This is a genomic window from Enterobacter sp. J49 (assembly GCF_002148625.1).
Lineage (GTDB): Bacteria > Pseudomonadota > Gammaproteobacteria > Enterobacterales > Enterobacteriaceae > Enterobacter > Enterobacter ludwigii.
Genome location: NZ_MWPY01000033.1, coordinates 109,474 through 132,915, shown reverse-complemented (window position 1 = coordinate 132,915; position 23,442 = coordinate 109,474). Strand labels below are relative to the sequence as shown.

At 54.2% G+C, this 23,442-nt stretch carries 22 protein-coding genes; 4 read left to right on the top strand and 18 right to left on the bottom strand.

From position 1 onward, the window contains the following. Positions 1-9: 9 nt before the first annotated feature. The gene (locus BJP35_RS13435) at positions 10-384 is read right to left on the bottom strand and encodes a YcfL family protein (RefSeq protein ID WP_014169585.1); all 375 of its coding nucleotides are present in this window, start codon (positions 382-384) and stop codon (positions 10-12) included. A 1-nt stretch (position 385) separates the two neighbouring features. After that, positions 386-745, bottom strand: a complete 360-nt coding sequence (hinT, locus tag BJP35_RS13430; protein ID WP_014169584.1) for a purine nucleoside phosphoramidase — start codon at positions 743-745, stop codon at positions 386-388. 350 nt (positions 746-1,095) lie between these two features. Here hinT and fhuE point away from each other — a divergent pair, with 350 nt between their 5' ends. After that, positions 1,096-3,285 carry a ferric-rhodotorulic acid/ferric-coprogen receptor FhuE gene (gene fhuE, locus BJP35_RS13425; protein ID WP_086463328.1) on the top strand — a complete coding sequence of 730 codons (2,190 nt, stop codon included), beginning with the start codon at positions 1,096-1,098 and terminating at the stop codon, positions 3,283-3,285. Between the two features lie 57 nt (positions 3,286-3,342). Here fhuE and ptsG read toward each other — a convergent pair whose 3' ends face one another. The 14 genes from ptsG to yceD all read right to left on the bottom strand — a co-directional run bounded on the left by ptsG (position 3,343) and on the right by yceD (position 15,666). Then, on the bottom strand, positions 3,343-4,776 hold the full coding sequence (gene ptsG, locus BJP35_RS13420) for a PTS glucose transporter subunit IIBC (protein WP_014169582.1): 1,434 nt from the start codon (positions 4,774-4,776) through the stop codon (positions 3,343-3,345). A gap of 297 nt (positions 4,777-5,073) precedes the next feature. Continuing rightward, positions 5,074-5,868 carry a metal-dependent hydrolase gene (locus BJP35_RS13415; protein WP_014169581.1) on the bottom strand — a complete coding sequence of 265 codons (795 nt, stop codon included), beginning with the start codon at positions 5,866-5,868 and terminating at the stop codon, positions 5,074-5,076. A gap of 10 nt (positions 5,869-5,878) precedes the next feature. Next, positions 5,879-6,883 (bottom strand): DNA polymerase III subunit delta', encoded by a 1,005-nt coding sequence (holB, locus tag BJP35_RS13410; RefSeq protein WP_086463327.1) that lies wholly within the window; start codon positions 6,881-6,883, stop codon positions 5,879-5,881. Beyond that, on the bottom strand, positions 6,880-7,521 hold the full coding sequence (gene tmk, locus BJP35_RS13405; RefSeq protein ID WP_014169579.1) for a dTMP kinase: 642 nt from the start codon (positions 7,519-7,521) through the stop codon (positions 6,880-6,882). The genes holB and tmk overlap by 4 nt, the downstream gene beginning before the upstream one ends. Continuing rightward, positions 7,511-8,533 (bottom strand): cell division protein YceG, encoded by a 1,023-nt coding sequence (gene yceG / locus BJP35_RS13400; protein WP_086463326.1) that lies wholly within the window; start codon positions 8,531-8,533, stop codon positions 7,511-7,513. Before yceG ends, tmk begins: the two co-directional genes overlap by 11 nt. Before the next feature lie 2 nt (positions 8,534-8,535). Continuing rightward, positions 8,536-9,345 (bottom strand): aminodeoxychorismate lyase, encoded by an 810-nt coding sequence (pabC, locus tag BJP35_RS13395; RefSeq protein ID WP_086463325.1) that lies wholly within the window; start codon positions 9,343-9,345, stop codon positions 8,536-8,538. A gap of 121 nt (positions 9,346-9,466) precedes the next feature. Next, complete coding sequence (gene fabF / locus BJP35_RS13390) at positions 9,467-10,708, bottom strand: beta-ketoacyl-ACP synthase II (protein ID WP_014169576.1); 1,242 nt, start codon at positions 10,706-10,708, stop codon at positions 9,467-9,469. Positions 10,709-10,796: 88 nt separating this feature from the next. After that, positions 10,797-11,033, bottom strand: coding sequence for an acyl carrier protein (acpP, locus tag BJP35_RS13385; RefSeq protein WP_003857954.1), 237 nt, complete (start codon positions 11,031-11,033; stop codon positions 10,797-10,799). A 154-nt stretch (positions 11,034-11,187) separates the two neighbouring features. Next, on the bottom strand, positions 11,188-11,922 hold the full coding sequence (gene fabG / locus BJP35_RS13380) for a 3-oxoacyl-ACP reductase FabG (RefSeq protein WP_014169575.1): 735 nt from the start codon (positions 11,920-11,922) through the stop codon (positions 11,188-11,190). Between the two features lie 12 nt (positions 11,923-11,934). Then, positions 11,935-12,864 carry an ACP S-malonyltransferase gene (gene fabD, locus BJP35_RS13375; RefSeq protein ID WP_049022666.1) on the bottom strand — a complete coding sequence of 310 codons (930 nt, stop codon included), beginning with the start codon at positions 12,862-12,864 and terminating at the stop codon, positions 11,935-11,937. Positions 12,865-12,879: 15 nt separating this feature from the next. Further along, a complete protein-coding gene (locus tag BJP35_RS13370) occupies positions 12,880-13,833 on the bottom strand; it encodes a beta-ketoacyl-ACP synthase III (protein ID WP_014169572.1) in 954 nt (317 codons plus the stop codon). Positions 13,834-13,839: 6 nt separating this feature from the next. Next, a complete protein-coding gene (gene plsX / locus BJP35_RS13365; protein ID WP_014169571.1) occupies positions 13,840-14,874 on the bottom strand; it encodes a phosphate acyltransferase PlsX in 1,035 nt (344 codons plus the stop codon). A gap of 80 nt (positions 14,875-14,954) precedes the next feature. Then, on the bottom strand, positions 14,955-15,128 hold the full coding sequence (rpmF, locus tag BJP35_RS13360) for a 50S ribosomal protein L32 (RefSeq protein WP_003857964.1): 174 nt from the start codon (positions 15,126-15,128) through the stop codon (positions 14,955-14,957). 16 nt (positions 15,129-15,144) lie between these two features. Then, entirely contained in the window at positions 15,145-15,666 is a 522-nt protein-coding gene (gene yceD, locus BJP35_RS13355) for a 23S rRNA accumulation protein YceD (protein WP_014169570.1), read from the bottom strand. Between the two features lie 140 nt (positions 15,667-15,806). Here yceD and BJP35_RS13350 point away from each other — a divergent pair, with 140 nt between their 5' ends. Then, the gene (locus BJP35_RS13350; RefSeq protein ID WP_032677877.1) at positions 15,807-16,391 is read left to right on the top strand and encodes a nucleoside triphosphate pyrophosphatase; all 585 of its coding nucleotides are present in this window, start codon (positions 15,807-15,809) and stop codon (positions 16,389-16,391) included. A gap of 63 nt (positions 16,392-16,454) precedes the next feature. On the opposite strand, the gene rluC is transcribed toward BJP35_RS13350, so the two are convergent. After that, positions 16,455-17,402 (bottom strand): 23S rRNA pseudouridine(955/2504/2580) synthase RluC, encoded by a 948-nt coding sequence (gene rluC / locus BJP35_RS13345; protein ID WP_073395907.1) that lies wholly within the window; start codon positions 17,400-17,402, stop codon positions 16,455-16,457. 572 nt (positions 17,403-17,974) lie between these two features. Here rluC and rne point away from each other — a divergent pair. Further along, a complete protein-coding gene (rne, locus tag BJP35_RS13335; protein ID WP_086463324.1) occupies positions 17,975-21,085 on the top strand; it encodes a ribonuclease E in 3,111 nt (1,036 codons plus the stop codon). Between the two features lie 40 nt (positions 21,086-21,125). Here rne and BJP35_RS13330 read toward each other — a convergent pair whose 3' ends face one another. Beyond that, complete coding sequence (locus BJP35_RS13330; protein WP_086463323.1) at positions 21,126-22,151, bottom strand: LysR family transcriptional regulator; 1,026 nt, start codon at positions 22,149-22,151, stop codon at positions 21,126-21,128. A 19-nt stretch (positions 22,152-22,170) separates the two neighbouring features. Here BJP35_RS13330 and BJP35_RS13325 point away from each other — a divergent pair, with 19 nt between their 5' ends. Beyond that, positions 22,171-23,385: an MFS transporter gene (locus BJP35_RS13325; protein WP_086463322.1), complete on the top strand. Its 1,215-nt coding sequence runs from the start codon at positions 22,171-22,173 to the stop codon at positions 23,383-23,385. Positions 23,386-23,442: the final 57 nt, after the last annotated feature.

The window sequence follows — 23,442 nt, the reverse complement described above, 5'->3', positions numbered from 1 at the left end:
GTTCACCCCTTACAAATAAAGATAAAGTCTCACCTTATGTGCACCCAGATAGTTGGCGCTGCCATAGAGCGTTACCGACGATCTTGCCGGAATAGTGACGCTGCGCGGCGCTTCCAGCGGATGCATTTCAAGACCTCGTACGTCATACCAGAAAAAACGGTAGTGCACCGTCACTGGTTCTTGTCTTTCATTAAAGAGCGTAGAGGAAGCAGAAGAGTTGATTTCACTGATCGACAACGCAGGTTGTTGCGCCGTGATGCCCGCAGCAAGTACGGAGGATTCCATCACCAGCGTCTGTTCATCGCTGACGGGGATCGCCGGACGCGTGCTGCACCCTACGATCAACATCGTCATTACCAGCGCTGCAATACGCCCTTTAAGCATGTCAAAGACCTTTATGTGCCAGCATCGGCCCCAGAGGACGTCCACCCAGCAGATGCATGTGAATATGATAAACTTCCTGACCACCGTGGCGATTACAGTTCATGATGAGACGGTAACCGTCATCAGCAATCCCTTCCTGCTCAGCAATTTTTGCGGCCACTGTCAGCATACGACCTAACGCTACTTCATGCTCGGTTTTTACGTCGTTTACGGTCGGAATCAGAATATTAGGAATAATAAGGATATGTGTCGGAGCCTGAGGAGAAATGTCCCGGAAAGCCGTCACCAGCTCATCCTGATAAACGATATCCGAAGGGATTTCGCGGCGGATAATTTTACTAAAAATCGTTTCTTCAGCCATGACCTTTTCCTTTTTTGTTTAATCTGGCGTAGTGCGCCGCCATTAACACATTCTCAGTATTACTGTGTGACACAACACAAGAGTATGAGCGAGATTCTCCTGTCCTTTCAACCTTCTCCACCGATTTCTTTCCTGAATGTCCTCCAGCTGCCTGGAGAGTGAGCGCTGACGCGTCGCGATCGCCTGAAACATTATTTCAGTCCCTTTTGACACATCTGTTTACACCGTTAATCTCAATGCGTATATTTCGCATTTGCATTTTCATGCGCATTTTCAACATAGAAAACGACATTAGCCCGCACACGCGGGACTGATGCAGACCACCTTCACCATTCATTAAGGGTTTGATGATGTCTTTCATTACTCATACCAGGGATGGGCAACGCCAGCCTGTCGCAACACCTTCGTTGCTGGCAGCCTGTATTGCTATGGCATTGATGCCAACCGTCAGTTTTGCCGCCTCCACGACCGAAGATACGGTAGTTGTGGAGGGTGGCTTTGATAACGCACAGGATCCCTCCAGCGGACAGGATCAGGACTACAGCGTAAAAACCACCACCACCGGGACCAAACTGTTACTTGTTCCCCGCGATATCCCCCAGTCCGTCAGCGTGATTAGCCAGCAGCGCATGGCAGATCAGAACCTGCAGTCAGTCGGCCAGGTGTTAACCAACACCACCGGCGTAACGGCCCAGGTGCAGGACAGCGACCGCACCGTATTTTACTCGCGCGGATTCTTCGTCAGTAACTATGCGTTCGATGACCTGCCGACCTCCATCAGCGAAGTATGGAACTTTGGCGACACCGCCGCCGACACCGCCATTTATGACCGTATAGAGGTGGTTCGCGGCGCTACCGGGCTGATGTCCGGCACCGGTAACCCATCCGCCTACGTCAATATGGTGCGCAAGCACGCAGACAGTAACGTATTCAAAGGGAACGTCTCCGCCAGCTACGGCAGCTGGGACAAGCAGCGCTATGTGCTGGATTTACAGGCCCCGCTGGTAGAGTCCGGCAAGGTGCGCGGTCGTCTGATCACCGGTTACCAGGACAACGACAGCGCTGTGGATAACTACCACTACCGTAAAAAATTCCTCTATGGCGTGGTGGATGCCGACGTCACCGATAGCACGACCCTCTCCGTAGGCTATGAATATCAGGAAAGTTACACCGCCGATCCTACCTGGGGCGGTCTGCCAACCTGGTATAGCGACGGAAGCAAAACCCATTACGACCGCAGCCAGACCGTTGCGCCTGACTGGGCTTACTCGGATAAAGACAACACCCGTATCTTTGCCAACCTGACCCAACGTTTTGACAACGGCTGGGAAGCGCACATCAACGGCATGCATGCGGAAACCCATTTCGACAGCAAACTGATGTATATGTCAGGCTATCCGGATAAAGAGACCGGGGCGGGTATGGTCGGCTACGGCGGCTGGAACCGTGGTGAACGTAAGCAGGATGCCATCGACGCCTTCCTGCGTGGCGATTTCAGCCTTTTTGGTCGTCAGCATGAGATGATGTTTGGCGGGAGCTTCAGCCGCCAGCGTAACCATTACGATAACAGCATGCCGAATGCGTTATACGGTATGGTGGATGTGGGTAATTTTAAAAACTGGAATGGCAAAATCGCCGACCCGCAGTGGACACCGTGGAAGCTCTATAGCCAGGACGACATTCGCCAGTCATCGGCGTATACCTCGGCCCGATTCTCGCTGGCCGACCCGCTGCACCTGATCCTTGGCGCGCGTTACACCAACTATAACATTCGCTACAACCCTGCAGGTTCCCCGGATACCCGTCTGGAAAGCTCCAAAGATGACGTAACGCCTTATGCAGGACTGGTTTATGACATCAATGAAGACTGGTCGACCTATGTCAGCTACACCTCTATTTTCCAGCCACAGGACAAGCGTGACGCGAGCGGCCGTTACCTCGACCCTACGACCGGGAAAAGCTACGAAGCGGGGGTGAAAGCGGACTGGTTCAACACCCGCCTGACCACCTCACTGGCCGTTTTCCGTATTGAACAGGATAACGTGGCAAGCAATACCTACACCTATATGCCGAGCGGTGAATCTATTTATGAATCACTGGATGGCGTGGTCAGCAAAGGGATTGAATTTGAGCTAAACGGTGCACTGACCGACAACTGGCAGTTAACCTTCGGGGCGACACGGTTTATTGCAGAAGATAAGCGCGGGAATGCCATCAGTTCCGATCAGCCACGCACGACCATGAAGCTGTTTACCCGTTATCAATTGCCTATGCTGCCGGAACTGGCGGTGGGCGGCGGGGTGAACTGGCAGAATAAAGTGTGGACGGATGTGGAGGGTGGCCCGGCAGGCCAGTCCCGTGCAGAACAGGGCAGCTATGCGCTGGTGAATCTCTTCAGCCGTTATCAGATCACCAGGGATCTGGCCTTGCAGGCCAACGTTAACAACCTGTTTGATAAAAAATACTACGACTACGTCGGGTCATACGTTGTCTATGGCGCGCCGCTGAACGTCTCCGTCAGCGCCAATTACTCTTTTTAAGTTTCTACCCATAAAAAAGGCAGCCATTTGGCTGCCTTAGTCTCCCCAGGTCACAGCTTAGCTGTTGCGGATGTACTCATCCATTTCGGTTTTCAGGTTATCGGATTTAGTCCCGAAGATTGCCTGAACGCCCGAACCAGCAACAACAACCCCTGCTGCACCCAGTTTTTTCAGACCCGGCTGGTCTACTTTCGCGACGTCGGCAACGCTAACACGCAGACGAGTGATGCACGCGTCCAGGTTAGTGATGTTCTCTTTCCCGCCGAATGCGGCAACCAGAGCCGGAGCCATTTCGCTTGTCGCGGTGGCTTTGCTGTCTTCTGACGCATCTTCACGACCTGGTGTTTTCAGGTCCAGTGCTTTGATCAGCACGCGGAAGATGGTGTAGTAAACAACGGCATAGCACGCACCAACGATTGGGAACAGCCACAGTTTGCTGCTGTTACCGGACAGAACGATGAAGTCGATCAGGCCGTGAGAGAAGGACGTACCGTCACGCATACCCAGCAGGATACAGATTGGGAACGCCAGACCCGCCAGAACCGCGTGAATGATGTACAGGATCGGCGCAACGAACATGAAGGAGAACTCGATCGGCTCGGTGATACCGGTCAGGAACGAGGTCAACGCTGCGGAGATCATGATACCGCCCACTTTTGCACGGTTCTCTGGTTTAGCAGAGTGCCAGATAGCAATTGCCGCTGCCGGCAGACCGTACATTTTGAACAGGAAGCCACCAGACAGTTTACCTGCAGTTGGGTCACCCGCCATGTAACGTGGGATATCACCGTGGAATACCTGACCTGCTGCGTTGGTGAATTCACCAATCTGCATCTGGAATGGAACGTTCCAGATGTGGTGCAGACCAAATGGTACCAGGCAACGCTCGATGAAGCCGTAGATACCAAACGCCACAACCGGGTTCTGATAAGCAGCCCACTGAGAGAAGGTCTGGATCGCGGAACCGATTGGTGGCCAGATGAAGGACAGGATCACGCCAGTGAAAATCGCTGCCAGGCCAGAAATAATCGGAACAAAACGCTTGCCCGCGAAGAAGCCCAGATACTCAGGCAGCTTGATGCGATAGAAGCGGTTGAACATGTACGCTGCAATCGCACCGGAGATGATACCGCCCAGAACACCGGTGTCTGCCAGGTGTTTCGCAGCGATCTCTTCTGCCGGTAAATGCAGAACCAGTGGCGCAACCACTGCCATGGTTTTCACCATGATGCCGTAGGCAACAACTGCAGCCAGCGCAGAAACGCCGTCGTTATTGGTGAAGCCCAGCGCCACACCGATAGCGAAGATCAGAGGCATGTTAGCAAAGACGGAACCGCCTGCTTCGGCCATCACGTGGGAAACTACGGCTGGCAGCCAGCTGAAGTTAGCAGAACCGACACCCAGCAGGATACCTGCGATAGGCAGTACGGATACTGGCAGCATCAGCGATTTACCGACCTTTTGCAGGTTAGCAAATGCATTCTTAAACATAATTGAGAGTGCTCCTGAGTATTTGTGCTTTTTTTACGCTTTCACGCATTGGCCCGGGGGGAGTACCGTGCCGTGGACAGGACATCTAAGCGCCCTTTATTTATTACACAGAGTAAAATAATTCCCTCTGAGTTTGTTTGACGGCTATCACGTTTCAGCTTAAGACGGTCGAAAAACTTTCAGTTATTTACAAAAAGCATTTCTGGATGTGTCTAAATACACCTTCACCGCCCCAAATGAGGCGGTGAACTTTACTCGTTTTATGTATTAATTACGAGCCTAAAAAAAACAGGCGTATCAAACAGATTGCAGGCGGGCGGGGTCGATATGGAACAGCGTAGAGAAGTTGTCCGTCGTGACGCGGGCCAGCTCTTCAATGCTGACGCCTTTAAGCACGGCCATGTACTCGGCTACGTCTCTCGTCATGGCTGGCTGATTTTCTTTACCGCGATGCGGCACCGGTGCCAGATACGGAGAGTCTGTTTCCACGAGGATGCGATCGAGCGGAACATAGCGCGCAGCTTCGCGGAGTTGCTCAGCGTTACGGAACGTCACGATCCCCGAAAACGAGATATAAAACCCTAAATCAAGCAGTTTACCCGCTGTTTCTCTGTCTTCTGTGAAACAGTGTAGTACGCCACCGCAATCCGTCACCTTTTCTTCCTTCAGGATCGCCAGCGTATCGGCGCGCGCATCACGGGTATGGACAATCACCGGCTTGTTGAGCTCGCGACCAATGCGAATATGATGGCGGAAGGACGCTTGCTGGCGCGGTTTCGTTTCCGGCGTGTAGTAGTAATCCAGCCCGGTTTCCCCCATCGCCACGACGCCCTCTTCTGCGGCCAGCCGGCGCAGTTCCTCAACGTCGTACTCTTCATCCTGATTGAGCGGATGCACGCCACAGGAGAAAACAACGTTCTCGCGCTCGCCCACCAGCTCACGCATGGCGCGATACCCCGGTAGCGTTGTCGCCACGGCAAGGCAAAACTTCACATCACGGGCAGCGGCTTTGGCCAGCACGTCGTCCACGTTTTTATGCAGGGATTGATAATCCAGGCCATCAAGATGGCAGTGTGAGTCGACTAAAAACATAATGTCTCTCTCAGAGATGGGAAACAGGCGGTGTCACGCCTGGTTGCAGGTAATGTTCGATACGCAGCAACTGGTCGGTCAGTAAAAGCTCGCGATTAAGACCGGTCACTGTTAAAAGTTGTTCACGACTCTCACAGATATCGTGAAGGATAGCGTGTAATGATGCGCCTGACAGGCCGTTCGCCAGCGTGTTAACCAGCGGCCAGACGTCCGGGTTGGTCAGTAGCGTTGCCCCTTGCTGGAGTTTGAGCGCATCCAGAAGTAAGGAAGCCAGCCAGTGCAGACGTTCCGCGGCCTGCTCGCCGTTAAGCGCAGGCAATAAACTTAGCCAGTCGCGGCTGGTGATGGAAGACTCAACGGCCCGGCAGAGCGCGTCTCGCTGTGACCAGACCTCTGGCTGCAGTAATGCCAGCGCCGCCGCGGGCGCACCGCTGCTCAGGCGCAACGCAGAGAGCACCCCTTCCTGTGACGTTGTCACTTCTCGTTCAAGCCAGCTCAGCGCCCATGATTCCTGAGGCACAACGAGGTGGTGAAGACGACAACGGCTGCGCAGCGTTGCCAGCAAACGCCCCGGGTCACGACATGAGAGAAGGAACCACGTTTTCTCTGGCGGTTCTTCCAGCGTTTTAAGCAGCGCATTCGCCGCCGCCTCGGTAAGCTGTGCTGCGTCTTTGAGCCAGACGACTTTTGCGCCGCTGAGCCGCGCATGTTCGTACAATTTTTCACTGACTTCACGCACGGCATCAATACCGAGCGCGCTTTTGCCCTTCTCAGGCTCGAGCGTGTAATAGTCAGGGTGCGTGCCCGCCTGCATTAACTGGCAGCCACGGCATTTACCACAGCTTTTATGGCCTTGCGGCTGCTGACACATCAGGAAGCGGGTGATGGCGTAAATCAATGCATCATCCCCCATTCCCGGCAGTGCCTGAATCAGTAACGCATGATGCCCCCGACCAGCCTGATAGCTTTCGATCAGCTTTTCAAAATGCGGGCGCAACCATGGGTACCATTTCATGCCTGTTGCTCCTGTAGCCACTGCGTAACCGTCTTCTGAATAGCGCGGGTGACCTCTTCCAGGGATTGCGTCGCATCAATGGTGCGAATACTGCCATCCTGATCCGCCAGTTCCAGATAGCGCGCGCGGGTACGGTTAAAGAAATCAAGGGACTCCTGCTCAATGCGGTCCAGCTCACCGCGAGCACGGGCGCGCTTGAGACCCACTTCCGGCGTCACATCCAGATAGAGCGTCAGGTCAGGGCGAAAATCACCCAGCACCGCATCGCGCAGCGTGGCCAGCATCGTCTGGTCAATACCACGCCCACCGCCCTGATAAGCCTGGGTCGACAGATCGTGACGATCGCCAATTACCCACTTGCCATTAGCCAGGGCCGGTTTAATGACCGTCTCCACCAGCTGCACACGCGCCGCGTAGAACATCAATACTTCTGCTTTATCTGTGATGACCTCGTCACCAACGGATTTGATATCCAGCACCAGGCTTCGCAGCTTTTCGGCCAGTTGCGTACCGCCGGGCTCGCGGGTAAATACCATGTCCGCAACGCCAAGCGATTTGAGCGTATCCACCACCACATTGCGGGCCGTGGTTTTACCCGCCCCTTCGAGTCCCTCAATGACAATGTATTTACTGCGCATTTTTTTCCTTAAGTGCCTTCAGATAGTCCTGAACGGAGCGATTATGGCTGGCAAGGTTGGTGTTAAAGGTATGCCCCCCTTTTCCATCAGCCACAAAATAGAGATACGGTGTTTTAGCAGGATGCGCAGCCGCACGCAGGGAAGCCTCGCTCGGCGTGGCAATCGGGCCCGGCGGCAGACCGCTAATCACGTAGGTATTATACGCCGTTGGCGTCTCCAGATCTTTTCTTGAAATCTTACCGGTATAACTCTCGCCCATTCCGTAGATGACGGTGGGGTCCGTTTGCAGACGCATGCCGATACGCAGACGGTTAATGAAGACCGATGCCACCTGATCGCGTTCGGCGGCGACGGCCGTCTCTTTCTCAATAATTGAGGCCATCGTGACAAACTGGTTTTGATCTTTGTATGGCAGGCCGTCCATGCGCCCTTCCCAGGCGGAATCGACGGCTGCTACCATCTTTTTATGCGCCCGCTTGAGAATAGCCACATCGGTCGTGCCTGCGGTGTACATCCAGGTGTCTGGCCAGAACCAGCCTTCCACCCACTCAGGGTGTTCAAATTTCAGTACCTCGGCCACCGTCTGATAGCGGTCATCTTTCAGGGTATGCTTAATGTACGGAGCATCGCGCAGTTGCTCGAGATAATCGCTCAGGCGCATCCCCTCAACAAAACGCAGCGGGAACTGCGCTTCTTTACCGCTTTCCAGCAGCTGAAGCATCTCTTTGACGGTCATCCCCGGCGTAAAGTGATAGGTACCGGCTTTGAAATGAGACAGTTCAGGCTCGATACGTAACAGCCACTGAAACACGCGCGGACGGTTAATGATCTTGTCGCCATAAAGCTGTTCGCCAAGCGCCAGGCGGCCCGTCCCCGCTTTCAGGGTAAAAATCGTCTCGTCTTTAATCAGGATCTTACTGTTCGCCAGCTGACGAACTTTCCACACTCCCGCTCCGCCGGCAACACCCAGCGCAACGATAAGGAGGAGGACAAAGCGCAACATTTTCTTCATGACTATCGGGTTTGCTCACATATCGGGGCTAAAAACTGAAACAGCTCGCGCGAGGACAAGCTGTATTGACCATACGCGCGGACGGGTACAACCGGCATCAGCGCATTACAGATGATAATTTCATCAGCCTGGTGCAGCGCCTCTTCTCTCGCGTTCACTTCGACAACGCGAAAGCCAGAGTGTGCCAGCTGCTGCAAACAAAACTGACGCATAATCCCGTTGACGCCGGCCTGCTCGAGCGACGGCGTATAAACATCGTTCCCCTGCCGCCAGAGTAAATTAGCCGCACAGCATTCCGTAATAAACCCTTCGCTGTCAAGAACCAGCGCCTCATCAGCGTCCGTCTGTTCAAGATGAGTGCGAATCAGTACCTGTTCAAGGCGGTTGAGGTGTTTTATACCGGCAAGCATAGGGTTTCGCCCCAGACGTACCGGGCTGAGCGTCAGCGTAACGCCCTCTTCACGCCAGCGCAGATAATGAGCAGGACAGGCAGACACCGAAAGGATCCGCGTTGGGTGCTGGCAAGCTGTACCGCTGTATCCCCGGCCACCGCTGCCGCGGCTGATAATCACCTTCAGAACACCGCTTTGCTTCCCGGCCGCCAGCTGGCACATCTCCTGACGCAATGTGTCCCAGTGCGTGAAGGGGATCATCAAGGCTTCACAACCCTGCTGAAGACGACGAAGGTGCGCCTCGAGCAGGCAGACATTGCCGTCGAGAATGCGCGCTGTCGTAAAGCAGCCATCACCAAACTGAGTTGCCCTGTCACCAGCAGGCAGCGTGTTTTGCTCAAGGCCATTGATTAAAAACATGGTGGCTCCTTATGCGTGGGCATTTAGTCTGGCAGGATGCCATGCAGCCGACAAGAAGATTAGGCTTAATAAAAAAGGCCCGACAAGCGGACCTTTTTTAATCGCCATGATGCAGTCAGGCTCAGATCTTTTTGAAGATCAGTGAACCGTTAGTACCACCAAAGCCGAAGGAGTTACACAGGGTGTACTCCATACCACTTACCTGACGCGCTTCGTGAGGAACGAAGTCCAGGTCACAACCTTCATCCGGATTATCCAGGTTGATGGTTGGCGGAACAGCCTGATCGCGCAGCGCAAGGATAGAGTAGATAGACTCTACTGCACCCGCCGCACCCAACAGGTGACCGGTCATGGATTTCGTGGAGCTCACCAGCACGCGGCTGGCGTATTCGCCGAAGATAGACTTAACAGCCTGAGCTTCTGCTTTATCGCCTGCAGGCGTAGAAGTACCGTGCGCGTTAACGTAACCGATGTGCTCCGGGGTAAGACCCGCGTCGCGAATCGCGTTGGCCATTGCCTGCGCGGCGCCCGCACCATTTTCTGGTGGTGACGTCATGTGGTATGCATCGCTGCTCATCCCGAAGCCGACAACTTCAGCATAAATCTTCGCGCCACGTTTTTTAGCATGTTCGTACTCTTCAAGTACGATCATACCCGCACCGTCACCCAGCACGAAACCGTCACGGTCTTTGTCCCACGGACGGCTTGCCGCCTGCGGGTTATCGTTGCGGGTAGACAGCGCACGCGCTGCACCAAAGCCACCCACTCCCAGCGGAGTACTGGCTTTTTCCGCACCGCCCGCAACCATAGCATCTGCATCGCCGTACGCAATCATGCGCGCGGCCTGGCCGATGTTATGCACGCCAGAGGTACATGCGGTAGCGATAGAAATGCTTGGCCCACGCAGGCCGAACATGATGGTCAGATGACCTGCCACCATATTAACAATCGTGGACGGAACGAAGAACGGGCTGATTTTACGCGGGCCGCCATTCATCAGAGATGTATGGTTTTCCTCGATCAGACCCAGACCGCCAATCCCGGAACCGATAGCGGCACCGATACGGGTTGCGTTCTCTTCCGTAATCTCAAGGCCAGAATCCTGCATGGCCTGAACGCCAGCGACAATTCCATATTGAATGAAGGCATCCATCTTGCGCTGTTCTTTGCGCGAGATGATCTCTTCACAGTTAAAATCCTTTACTAAGCCAGCAAATTTCGTTGCATAGGCGCTAGTATCGAAATGGTCGATTAGGCTGATGCCGCTCTGACCGGCAAGGAGAGCTTTCCAGGTGGACTCTACGGTATTGCCGACAGGAGACAACATGCCAAGTCCGGTCACAACTACACGACGCTTAGACACGTTTGTCCTCCAGGGAGGGATAAAAAGGGATTCGTGGGACAAAAAAGATAAAACTCAGGCGGTCGAATGACCGCCTGGAGATGTTCACTTACGCCTGGTGACCGTTGATGTAATCAATGGCAGCCTGAACGGTGGTGATCTTCTCAGCTTCTTCGTCCGGAATCTCAGTATCAAACTCTTCTTCCAGAGCCATTACCAGCTCAACGGTGTCAAGAGAATCTGCGCCCAGGTCTTCAACGAAGGAAGCGGAGTTCACAACTTCTTCCTGCTTAACGCCCAGCTGTTCGCCGATAATTTTCTTAACGCGTTCTTCGATAGTGCTCATACTCTTAAATTTCCTATCAAAACTCGCTTTCGCGATGGTTTTCGTAGTGTATAAAATGTTGAAAAATTTGCAACTAAATCCCGGCAGTTCTTACCACGATTTTACGTTATTTTGAGGCCATTCGCCCTAATAACGCAAATATTTTTCATCGTGATTAAACCATGTACATCCCGCCGTTGACGTGGAGGGTCTCACCAGTGATGTAACCCGCTTCGTCAGAGGCTAAAAATGCAACCGCGCTGGCAATTTCTTTAGGGTCGCCTAAGCGGCCCGCTGGAACAGCTGCCAGCGTACCCGCACGCTGCTCATCAGTTAGCGCACGCGTCATGTCCGTTTCAATAAAGCCCGGAGCAACAACGTTTACAGTAATACCGCGGGACGCAACTTCACGTGCCAGCGACTTACTGAAACCGATCAGACCTGCTTTCGCCGCAGCGTAGTTAGCCTGACCAGCATTTCCCATGGTACCAACCACAGAACCGACAGTGATAATACGACCATGACGCTTTTTCATCATAGCGCGCATTACCGCTTTTGACAGACGGAATACAGATGACAGGTTGGTTTCGATGATATCGTTCCACTCGTCGTCTTTCATTCGCATTAACAGGTTATCACGAGTGATCCCGGCATTATTTACCAGAATATCCACTTCGCCAAATTCTGCGCGAATATTTTCCAGAACAGATTCGATAGATGCAGGTTCGGTCACATTCAGAACCAGACCTTTACCGTTCGCACCCAGATACTCGCTGATGGCCTTAGCGCCATTCTCGCTGGTTGCTGTACCAATCACTTTCGCGCCGCGCGCAACCAGTGTTTCAGCAATTGCACGCCCGATACCGCGGCTTGCGCCAGTGACCAGGGCAATTTTTCCTTCAAAACTCATGGTATTCCTCTTTTATTGCGAGAGTGCCGCTGACATCGCGTCCGGCTCGTTAATTGCCGAAGCAGTCAGGGTGTCAACAATACGTTTTGTCAGACCGGTGAGGACTTTACCTGGGCCGACTTCATACAGATGCTCAATGCCCTGAGAGGCCATAAACTCAACGGTTTTGGTCCACTGTACCGGGCTGTAGAGCTGGCGAACCAGCGCATCACGGATAGCGTCCGGCGAGGTTTCGCATTTCACATCGACGTTGTTCACAACGGAGATTGTCGGTGTGTTAAAAGTAATTTTTTCAAGCTCAACGGCCAGTTTATCGGCAGCAGGTTTCATCAGTGCGCAGTGGGACGGTACGCTGACGGGCAGCGGCAGAGCGCGTTTCGCGCCTGCAGCTTTACAGGCTGCACCAGCACGTTCAACCGCGTCTTTATGACCGGCGATAACCACCTGGCCTGGCGAGTTGAAGTTAACGGGAGACACCACCTGACCTTCAGCGGATTCTTCACACGCTTTTGCAATCGCAGCATCATCGAGGCCGATGATAGCAGACATGCCACCGGTGCCTTCAGGTACTGCTTCCTGCATGAACTTACCGCGCAGTTCAACCAGACGCACCGCGTCAGCAAACGCGATAACACCGGCACACACCAGCGCAGAGTATTCACCCAGGCTATGGCCCGCGAGCAGCGCTGGCGCTTTACCGCCCTGCTGCTGCCAGACACGCCACAGCGCAACGGACGCCGTCAACAGCGCTGGCTGAGTCTGCCAGGTTTTGTTCAGCTCTTCGGCCGGTCCCTGTTGGGTCAGCGCCCACAAATCATAACCCAGCGCAGCGGAAGCTTCACGGAAAGTCTCTTCGATAACCGGATACTTTGCTGCCATTTCAGACAACATCCCAACGGCCTGAGAACCCTGGCCCGGGAACACAAAAGCAAATTGCGTCATTATTTAATCCTTATACTAGAAACGAACCAGCGCGGAACCCCAGGTGAACCCGCCACCAAAGGCTTCAAGCAAGACCAACTGGCCCCGTTTGATTCGTCCGTCACGTACCGCTTCATCAAATGCGCACGGTACTGACGCCGCAGAGGTATTGCCGTGACGATCCAGCGTCACCACAACATTATCCATCGACATGCCCAGCTTTTTAGCGGTCGCGCTGATGATACGCAGGTTCGCCTGATGCGGCACCAGCCAGTCAAGTGCGGAGCGGTCAAGGTTATTCGCTTCCAGCGTTTCATCGACAATGTGCGCAAGCTCAGTCACCGCCACCTTGAACACCTCATTACCCGCCATCGTCAGGTAAATAGCGTTATCCGGATTAACGCGATCGGCGTTAGGCAGGGTCAGTAATTCGCCGTAGCTGCCATCGGCATGCAGATGCGTAGAGATGATGCCCGGCTCTTCGGACTGACCGAGCAGTACCGCGCCCGCACCATCACCAAAAATAATGATCGTCCCACGATCGGTTGGATCGCAGGTACGTGCCAGCACGTCAGCACCGATGACCAGCGCATATTTCACGGCACCGGATTTAACATACTGATCGGCAACGCTCAGCGCATAGGTGAACCCAGCGCACGCTGCGGCAACATCAAATGCCGGGCAGCCTTTAATGCCGAGCATGTTTTGCACCTGGCACGCTGCGCTTGGGAAGGCATGCGTGGCAGAGGTCGTGGCAACCACGATCAAGCCAATCTGATCTTTATCAATGCCCGCCATTTCGATAGCACGCTGCGCGGCTTCGTAACCCATGGTCGAAACGGTTTCGTCTGGCGCGGCAATACGACGTTCACGGATACCTGTGCGCGTGACAATCCACTCGTCAGACGTATCTACCATTTTTTCAAGATCGGCGTTGGTACGCACGTGTTTTGGCAGGTAGCTGCCGGTACCTAAAATCTTCGTATACATGTACGCTCAGTCACTTTTAGCTAATACAGATTCCAGGCGAGCGGCAATCCGCTGAGGGACTTGTCGCTGCACCGCCTGCACTGCCTGTTCAATGGCGACAGTAAATGCTCGCTGATTGGCGGCACCATGACTCTTAATCACGATGCCGCGCAATCCTAACAGACAGGCGCCATTATACTGGTCGGGGTTGAGGTGACTGAATCGCCGCGTCAGGCTTTTTTGTAACCAACGCTTTAATAAAATCAACCACCAGGCGCTTTTTTTGCCTTCTCCCTGCGATTTAAGCAGTGAGAGAAACATTCGCACGACCCCTTCCATGGTCTTCAACGTTACGTTCCCGGTGAAGCCATCACACACCAGAACATCCGTTTTCCCCGTCAGCAACTCATTGGCTTCGAGATAACCAATATAGTTGATGGAGGGAACCTGTTTGAGCAATTCGGCAGCTTCGCGAATACTGTCCAGGCCTTTGGTCTCTTCTTCACCGATGTTCAATAACGCAACACGGGGATTGTTTATCCCGACCACTTCTTCTGCCAGCACCGACCCCATCACGGCAAACTGAGCCAGCATTGTACTATCACAATCGACGTTAGCACCCAAATCGAGCACCACCGTCTTGCCCTTCTGCTGATGCGGTAATACCGTCACCAGCGCCGGACGCTCAATACCTTCAATAGGTTTGAGCAACAATTTCGACAGCCCCATCAGCGCGCCGGTATTTCCCGCACTGACGCAAGCCTCCGCGCGTCCTTCCTTCACCAGCTCCAGCGCCATTCGCATAGAACTGCCCCGGCTATTGCGAATCGCCTGCGATGGACGTGCATCACTGGCAATAACTGACTGCGCAGGAATAATCTGCAGACGCGAACGTTGTTCGAAGTCAGCTTTTGCAAGTAATGGCGTGATTGTGTCGGGATTGCCGACTAAAAGAAGTGTGAGTTGCGAATTAGAATTCAGTGCCTGCAAAGCTGCAGGCACTGTCACGGAAGGGCCAAAATCCCCTCCCATGACATCTAACGCCAGGGTTAGACGTGTCAAGGTATCGTCACAGCCTGGTTCGGTAAATTCCCCGTTTGCACGGGGAAATCCTCACTAAGCCTAATCACGCTGACGCGTGATTACTTAGTGATAACCTTGCGGCCGCGGTAGAAACCGTCAGCGGTGATGTGGTGACGCAGGTGTTTCTCACCAGAAGTCTTGTCTACAGACAGGCTGGTAACTGCAGTCAGCGCGTCATGGGAACGACGCATGCCACGTTTGGAACGGGTTGGTTTATTCTGTTGTACGGCCATGGACCTTACTCCTCAATTACTTACGCTTTAAGCTGGCTAATACGGCAAATGGGTTTGGTTTTTGCGCTTCATCAGGCAGTTCCCCAAAGACCATGTCCGCCTCGGACACTTCACAGTGTTCAGATTCATGCACCGGAACGACTGGCAAGGAGAGGATGATTTCATCTTCAACCAGAGCCAGAAGATCGATTTCACCGAATTCATTAACTTCAATCGGTTCATACGCTTCCGGGAGTGCTTCAGCCTGTTCGTCAGAACGGACCGGACTGAAACAATACGTTGTGTGAACATGCTGTACAAACGGTTTCCCGCAACGCTGACATTCGAGGGTTACCGTCACCTTTGCATCACCGGTTAAAACGGCGAGACGCTGGTTATCGATAGCGAACGACATGGAGCATTCTACATCACTGTCCACACTGACTACGGATTCGGCGACACGCTCAGCCTGATCGGAAGTATAAATACCTTCGTAATCGAGGCGTTTTTGAGCCGTGCGAACCGGATCAAGAGTCAGGGGTAATTTTACCTTTTGCATAGGGCGCGCATATTAACTTTGTAACGTCATATAGTCAAAGAAAAAGGCAACCACAGCTGCCTTTTGCCAATTATTCGCACACATTGCGGCCTGTAGTTTAAAATGGCTGGCATCGATACGCTATATCTGGTGATAAAAATATGCCAAATCTCGTTCTTGCCTCCACCTCACCCTACCGCCGAATGTTGCTGGAAAAGCTCGGGATCCCGTTTGAATGCGCGGCGCCGGAAGTTGACGAGACGCCGCAGCCGGGCGAATCACCGCGTCACCTGGTCACCCGTCTTGCGAAGGAGAAAGCGCAATCACTTGCCGCACGCTACCCTTCGCATTTGATTATAGGCTCCGATCAGGTTTGTGTGCTGGACGGTGTTATCACCGGAAAGCCGCACACTGAAGCGAATGCCTGCCAGCAGCTTATGCAAGCGCGGGGCAATATCGTCACCTTTTATACGGGTCTGGCACTCTACAACTCCGCCTCGGGTCACCTGCAAACCGAATGCGAACCTTTCGACGTCCATTTTCGCCATCTTAGTGAGCAGGAAATCGCCGACTATGTGCGTCGGGAGCGACCGCTCAATTGCGCCGGAAGCTTCAAAAGTGAAGGTCTGGGGATTGCCCTGTTCGACAAGCTGGACGGACGTGACCCAAACACGCTGGTTGGGTTGCCGTTGATAGCATTGTGCCAGATGCTCAGACGCGAGGAGTGTAATCCACTGAAGATGTGAGTATTACGGTTGATGCATCACTTACCGGCCTGAGAGACCTCAGGCCGGTAAGTGCCAGCCAAATCAGCCGCGCAGCACCTTCAGGCAGCGTTTTAACTGCTCATCAAGGGGGGCTTCAATGCGAATTGTTTCGCCGGTATTCGGGTGAGTGAACGTCAGTGCCGCCGCATGCAGGAACAGGCGTGACAACCCGGTGCCCGCCAGTTGCTTATCAAACTCCCTGTCGCCATAGCGGTCATCAAATGCGATCGGATGACCGGCATACTGCGTATGTACGCGGATCTGGTGGGTACGGCCGGTTACCGGGCTGCAGCGCACCAGCGTGGCGAACGCATAGCGCTCTTCCACTTTGAAACGCGTCTCAGACGGCTTCCCTTCCTGATTCACACGTACAATGCGCTCACCGCTTTGCAAAATATTCTTCAGCAAAGGTGCCTGCACCGTCTTAACGTGGGACTGCCAGTGGCCGCGAACCAGCGCCAGATAATCCTTCTGCATCCCTTTTTCACGCAGCTGCTCATGCAGGGAACGCAGGGCAGAACGTTTTTTTGCGACCAGCAGCACGCCGGAGGTATCGCGATCGAGACGGTGAACCAGTTCAAGGAAACGGGCTTCAGGGCGCAGCGCACGCAGGCCTTCAATCACGCCAAAGCTGAGACCACTCCCGCCATGGACAGCGGTACCTGACGGTTTATTCAGCACCAGGATATGATCATCCTCATAAAGGATAACGTCACTCAGGGCGGCCACTTTCTGCAACCTGGGTGAAACGACCTCTTCTTCGCGTTCCGCAACACGGACCGGCGGGATACGCACTTCATCACCGGCTTCGAGTTTGTACTCAGGCTTCACGCGTTTTTTGTTAACCCGCACTTCACCCTTGCGCAGGATGCGGTAAATCATGCTCTTTGGCACGCCTTTGAGTTGGGTGCGCAAAAAGTTATCGATACGTTGCCCCGCGTCGTCTTCCGCGATGGCAACCATTTTTACGGCTGGAGTCTCTGTTTTCATGGTTGGCGATTCTAAATATCGTCAGCCATTAGCGCCACTCATTTTTCTATGCTTATATTTACTTTTATCCGGCCTGTCCCCTGTTTCACGCAATCGATTTGGTGGTTATTAAACCAATCACCGCCTTGAAGTGAAGAAACTGTGAGTAACCGGGTGATAATTGGTAAAAGTCATCTTGCTATAACCCGGCGAGCAGTGGAATAATGAACTCGTTTTCCGTGTTAAATCCTGGTTAAGTAAGGATCTCGACGGAATGACCAATTTTGTCTGACCGATCATCCACGCAGCAATGGCGTAAGACGTATTGATCTTTCAGGCAGTTAGCGGGCTGCGGGTTGCAGTACTTCCCGGTATAAGGATTGTTCTCTGGAGAGTTCTACCCAGGCAATTCCCCTGATAATTGCGCTGTGTTTCCGTATGAAATACAGGCAACCGACACTCTGCGCCTCTTAAGCGAGCGACAACCGTGAGGTTGGCGACGTGAATAGACACGAGGCCATCGGTTCATACCCCGGAAAGCGTCACCTTGCCCGCAGCTTTGTCGTCAATGTAAGAATAACGAGTAAGTTACGATGAAAAGAATGTTAATCAACGCAACTCAGCAAGAAGAGTTGCGTGTCGCCCTTGTGGATGGGCAGCGCCTGTACGATCTGGATATCGAAAGTCCTGGACACGAACAGAAAAAAGCGAACATTTACAAAGGTAAAATCACCCGCATTGAACCAAGCCTTGAAGCTGCATTTGTCGATTACGGTGCTGAGCGTCACGGTTTCCTCCCTCTGAAAGAAATCGCCCGCGAATATTTCCCTGCAAACTATAACTCCCATGGCCGCCCAAACATCAAAGATGTGCTGCGTGAAGGTCAGGAAGTCATTGTTCAGATTGATAAAGAAGAGCGTGGCAACAAAGGTGCCGCACTGACCACCTTTATCAGTCTTGCGGGAAGTTATCTGGTTCTGATGCCAAACAACCCGCGTGCCGGTGGTATCTCTCGCCGCATTGAAGGTGATGACCGTACCGAGCTGAAAGAAGCGCTGGCAAGTCTTGAGCTGCCTGACGGCATGGGGCTTATCGTGCGTACCGCAGGCGTCGGCAAATCTGCCGAAGCGCTGCAGTGGGACTTAAGCTTCCGTCTGAAGCACTGGGAAGCAATCCAGAAAGCAGCAGAAAGCCGCGCAGCGCCGTTCCTGATTCACCAGGAAAGCAACGTGATTGTGCGTGCCTTCCGTGACTACCTGCGTCAGGACATCGGTGAGATTCTGATCGATAACCCGAAAGTGCTTGAGCTGGCGCGCCAGCACATTGCTGCGCTGGGTCGTCCGGATTTCACCAGCAAAATTAAACTGTACACCGGTGAAATCCCGCTGTTCAGCCATTATCAGATCGAATCGCAGATTGAATCCGCTTTCCAGCGTGAAGTGCGTCTGCCATCCGGTGGTTCTATCGTTATTGATACGACCGAAGCACTGACCGCCATCGACATCAACTCCGCACGTGCTACGCGCGGCGGTGATATCGAAGAGACCGCCTTCAACACCAACCTTGAAGCCGCTGATGAAATCGCCCGCCAGCTCCGCCTGCGTGACCTGGGTGGTCTGATTGTTATCGACTTTATCGACATGACCCCGGTTCGCCACCAGCGTGCGGTTGAAAACCGTCTGCGCGAAGCGGTACGTCAGGATCGTGCTCGTATCCAGATTAGCCATATCTCACGCTTCGGCTTGCTGGAGATGTCCCGTCAGCGTCTGAGCCCTTCACTCGGTGAATCCAGCCATCACGTCTGTCCGCGCTGCTCCGGTACTGGTACCGTTCGTGATAACGAATCTCTGTCCCTCTCTATTCTGCGTCTGATTGAAGAAGAAGCGCTGAAAGAGAACACCAAAGAGGTTCATGCCATTGTTCCCGTGCCAATTGCGTCCTACCTGCTGAACGAAAAACGTGCAGCCGTCAGCGCAATTGAATCACGCCAGGGCGATGTTCGCTGCATCATCGTGCCTAACGATCAGATGGAAACCCCGCACTACCACGTGCTGCGTGTCCGTAAGGGTGAAGAGACCAGCACGCTCAGCTATCTGCTGCCTAAACTGCATGAAGAAGAGATGGCGCTGCCTTCCGATGAAGAACCTGCCGAGCGCAAACTGCCAGAGCAGCCAGCCTTAGCGACCTTCATCATGCCTGAAGCTCCGCCAGAAACGGCACTGGAAAAACCTGTGACCAAACCGGTTGCGCAAAAACCAGAAGCCGTTGCGGTCAAAGCCCAGCCAGAACAACCGGGTCTGCTGAGCCGCCTCTTCGGTGCGCTGAAAAAGATGTTTGCAGGCGAAGAAGTCCAGCAGCCTGAGCAACCGAAAGAAGCACCGAAAGAAGCGAAACCTGAACGTCAGCAGGACCGTCGTAAACGTAAGAACAACCGCCGTGACCGTAACGATCGTAATGACCGTAACGAACGCCGTGACAACCGTTCGGACAATAATGAGGGTCGTGAGCAACGCGAAGACAACCGTCGCAACCGTCGCGAGAAGCAACCGCAGAATGTTGAAGATCGTGAAATTCGCCAGCAGGCGGGCGATGAGTCTGAGAAGAGCAAACAGCGCGACGAGCAGCAGCCACGCCGTGAGCGTAGCCGTCGTCGTAACGACGAGAAGCGCCAGGCGCAGCAGGAAGTCAAAAACCTGAACCGCGAAGAGCCTGTTGAACAACAGGAAAGCGAGCAGGAAGAACGTACTCAGGTTATGCCGCGTCGTAAGCAGCGCCAGCTGTCACAGAAAGTGCGTGTAGGTGCCCTGCCGGTGGAAGAGACCGTCATCGTCCCTGCAGAAGCAAGTGACACTGCACCAGGCACCCAACTTGCGAAAGTGGATCTGCCTGCCGTCGTCGAAAACAACGCTGAGCAAGACGATAACGGTGAAGGCCGTGATAACGCGGGTATGCCACGTCGTTCACGCCGTTCTCCGCGTCACCTGCGCGTCAGCGGTCAACGCCGTCGTCGTTATCGCGATGAGCGTTACCCGACACAGTCGCCAATGCCATTAACCGTGGCGTGCGCGTCTCCTGAAATGGCATCCGGTAAAGTCTGGATCCGCTACCCGATTGCTCGTCAGGAGCAGATTGTGGAAGAACAGGCTGTCACCGAAGAGGTGATTGCCCCGGTAACCGCAACTGAAGAAGCGGTAAGTGAAGCCGCTATCGTGGTTGAACCACAGGCCGTTGAGTCAGAAGCGCCTCATGCAGTAGACGTTGAAACCACGCACCCTGAAGTGATTGCCGCGCCGGTTGACGCCGCACCGCAGCTTATTGCTGAAGAAGATACCGTGGTCGCTGAAGACGTTGTTGCTGAGGTTCAGCCAGCAGCAGCGATAGAAGAGACACCGGACGTGGTTGTTGAAACCGTGACTGAAGACGTGGTTCAGGACGTTGAAATTGACGTCGAACCGGTGCGTGAAGCCGCGAAAGCAGAAGAGCCAGAAGTGAAAGCCGAGCCGGTAATCACAGCGCCGGCCCCTGCTCACGTTGCGACAGCCCCGATGACTCGCGCACCTGCGCCGGAATATGTGCCGGAAGCACCGCGTCACAGTGACTGGGTCCGCCCTGCGTTCAACTTTGACGGTAAAGGCTCTGCCGGTGGCCACAGTGCAACGCATCAGGCGACGGCACCGGCTACCCGTCCGCAGTCTGTTGAGTAACGACACATAGCGTAAAAAGCCGACCTTCGGGTCGGCTTTTTTATTGCTCGCGTGCCGGCTTTCTCATACCCGCAATGTCCGGCATCACCCTCTTCATCATCTCCAGAAAACGGCGTAAACGCGCCGGATAATAACGCGACCACGGATAAACCAGATGAACCGGGAGCGCGGCGGGCTGCCACTGTGGAAGCAAATGCACTAAGCGCCCTTCCTGGATATCCTCCTTGACCGTCCAGCTTGAAACCATCGCCACCCCTAACCCTGTCAGGGCGGTATTGCGCGCAACATGCAGACTATCCGTGCTTAACCGTGGCGCAATGGAGATACGTTTTACCTGCGCAAGATCATCCCACAACTCCACATGTCGCTGATAGAACGTGCTGATGGCAATCCAGGGCAGCGCCTGCAGATCCTCCGGTGTGTGAACCGGCGCAAACTGGTCCAGCAGCGCAGGCGAAGCCACCACACAGCGTGGCACTTCTGCCAGCAGCACGGAGACGGTTGCCGGATCCACCTCTGCGCCAACTCGAATAGCACAATCCAGATTGTCGCTCAGAAAATCTACCGACTTATCGTTGAGCATCCACTCCACCGACAGCTGAGGATAACGCTGCAAAAACTCCGTTAACGGTCTCAGGAGCTGATCCTGCCCAAAGGCGTGCGGTGCACGTACCCGTAACACCCCAACCGGCTCGTCCTCCGTCTGGCCGATTTCATCTTCCAGTGCCAGCCAGCTATCAATGACCCGCCGGGCATGTTGATAGCAGCGCTCGCCGTCATCGGTAAGTTTTGTTGCATGGGTGGTTCGCAATAAAAGCCGTACCCCCAGCAGCGTTTCCAGAGACTGAAGGCGGCGGCTCACCGTGGCCTGGCTCGTCGCAAGCAGTCTTGCCGCCCCGGATAGCGATCCGCTTTCCACAATACGAACAAATGTGCGCATGAGTTCCACCCTGTCTATACGTTCAACTCGCTTCATCATTTTCCCTGCTATACGCCAAACGTATAAGCGTTTTACCACCAGGCCCTCTACCGTCGCAAGGCGTAGTGATAAAAAATAGCGGCACATTATGAGTGAGGAACGTCTTATGAACACAACAACTGCTCCCCATGCCGCCAGTCGCTGGGTGATTTTTATGCTGGCTCTGGGGGCTGGCTTTAGCGTCGCATCCATTTACTACGCGCAACCGCTGCTGCCGCTGATAGGCGCCGACCTTCATCTTAGTATTGAAGGGATGGGGCTGGTTCCGACGCTGACCCAGGCAGGCTACGCGCTCGGTATTCTTTTTCTGTTGCCACTTGGCGATCGTCACGACCGCAGGACGTTAATCCTGATAAAAAGCGCCGCCCTGGCACTGTTTCTGCTGGGCTGCAGCCTGACCGGGCAGCAGCACTCACTGCTGATGGCAAGCCTGCTGATTGGCATGGCCGCGACCATGGCACAGGATATCGTTCCCGCAGCGGCTATCCTCGCCCCCGAAGGGAAACAGGGAAAAACCGTGGGAACCGTGATGACAGGGTTGCTGATGGGCATCTTGCTGTCGCGAACCGTCAGCGGTGTGGTGGGTGAAGCTTTTGGCTGGCGCGTCATGTATCAGTTGGCCGCTGTAAGCATCGCATTTATTGGGGCGGTGATGTGGCGGGTACTCCCGCGTTTTGCCATTCACTCCACGCTGAGTTATCCCGCCCTGATGCGCTCAATGGAACATCTGTGGCGTCGTTATCCGGCTCTGCGTCGTGCAGCACTGGCACAGGGTTTTCTGTCGATTGCCTTTAGCGCCTTCTGGTCAACGCTGGCGGTTATGCTGCTGGAGAGCTATCACCTGGGGAGCGCCGTCGCGGGTGGTTATGGTATTGCCGGGGCCGCGGGGGCCTTAGCCGCCCCGCTGGCGGGAGGTCTGGCGGACAAGCTGGGCGCCGGAAAAGTCACGCAGCTTGGCGCGGCACTGGTTACCGTCTCGTTTGCCCTGATGTTCCTGATGCCCGCGCTGGGTCTTCATGGACAACTGATTCTGATTGCTGTCTCAGCCATCGGGTTTGATCTGGGCCTGCAGTCCAGTCTGGTGGCGCACCAGAATCTGGTCTATAGCCTTGAGCCTCAGGCCAGGGGGCGTCTTAATGCCCTGCTCTTTACGGTGGTCTTTATCGGCATGGCGCTGGGTTCGGCTGCGGGGAGTAAAATCTACACACTGGCTGGCTGGACGGGCGTGGTTGCCCTGGCAACGGTATGCGGTGTCATTGCGCTGGCAATACGTCTGATTGAAAGTGCACGCGTCGCCTCCGCACCGGCAGAAATCGCGTAAAAAAAATGCCCAATCCACACGGATTGGGCAGTAAAACATGCCCAGTTTCAAGACATG

Coding starts and splice junctions, on each gene's coding strand:
- hinT (WP_014169584.1), bottom strand. CDS start 745: ATGGCTGAAGAAACGATTTTTAGTAAAATTATCCGCCGCGAAATCCCT.
- acpP (WP_003857954.1), bottom strand. CDS start 11,033: ATGAGCACTATCGAAGAACGCGTTAAGAAAATTATCGGCGAACAGCTG.
- holB (WP_086463327.1), bottom strand. CDS start 6,883: ATGAAATGGTACCCATGGTTGCGCCCGCATTTTGAAAAGCTGATCGAA.
- fabD (WP_049022666.1), bottom strand. CDS start 12,864: ATGACGCAATTTGCTTTTGTGTTCCCGGGCCAGGGTTCTCAGGCCGTT.
- BJP35_RS13435 (WP_014169585.1), bottom strand. CDS start 384: ATGCTTAAAGGGCGTATTGCAGCGCTGGTAATGACGATGTTGATCGTA.
- rluC (WP_073395907.1), bottom strand. CDS start 17,402: ATGAAAACAGAGACTCCAGCCGTAAAAATGGTTGCCATCGCGGAAGAC.
- yceD (WP_014169570.1), bottom strand. CDS start 15,666: ATGCAAAAGGTAAAATTACCCCTGACTCTTGATCCGGTTCGCACGGCT.
- BJP35_RS13415 (WP_014169581.1), bottom strand. CDS start 5,868: ATGTTTTTAGTCGACTCACACTGCCATCTTGATGGCCTGGATTATCAA.
- pabC (WP_086463325.1), bottom strand. CDS start 9,345: ATGTTTTTAATCAATGGCCTTGAGCAAAACACGCTGCCTGCTGGTGAC.
- rpmF (WP_003857964.1), bottom strand. CDS start 15,128: ATGGCCGTACAACAGAATAAACCAACCCGTTCCAAACGTGGCATGCGT.
- BJP35_RS13370 (WP_014169572.1), bottom strand. CDS start 13,833: ATGTATACGAAGATTTTAGGTACCGGCAGCTACCTGCCAAAACACGTG.
- fabG (WP_014169575.1), bottom strand. CDS start 11,922: ATGAGTTTTGAAGGAAAAATTGCCCTGGTCACTGGCGCAAGCCGCGGT.
- tmk (WP_014169579.1), bottom strand. CDS start 7,521: ATGCGCAGTAAATACATTGTCATTGAGGGACTCGAAGGGGCGGGTAAA.
- BJP35_RS13325 (WP_086463322.1), top strand. CDS start 22,171: ATGAACACAACAACTGCTCCCCATGCCGCCAGTCGCTGGGTGATTTTT.
- BJP35_RS13350 (WP_032677877.1), top strand. CDS start 15,807: ATGCCAAATCTCGTTCTTGCCTCCACCTCACCCTACCGCCGAATGTTG.
- ptsG (WP_014169582.1), bottom strand. CDS start 4,776: ATGTTTAAGAATGCATTTGCTAACCTGCAAAAGGTCGGTAAATCGCTG.
- rne (WP_086463324.1), top strand. CDS start 17,975: ATGAAAAGAATGTTAATCAACGCAACTCAGCAAGAAGAGTTGCGTGTC.
- BJP35_RS13330 (WP_086463323.1), bottom strand. CDS start 22,151: ATGTGCCGCTATTTTTTATCACTACGCCTTGCGACGGTAGAGGGCCTG.
- fhuE (WP_086463328.1), top strand. CDS start 1,096: ATGTCTTTCATTACTCATACCAGGGATGGGCAACGCCAGCCTGTCGCA.
- yceG (WP_086463326.1), bottom strand. CDS start 8,533: ATGAAGAAAATGTTGCGCTTTGTCCTCCTCCTTATCGTTGCGCTGGGT.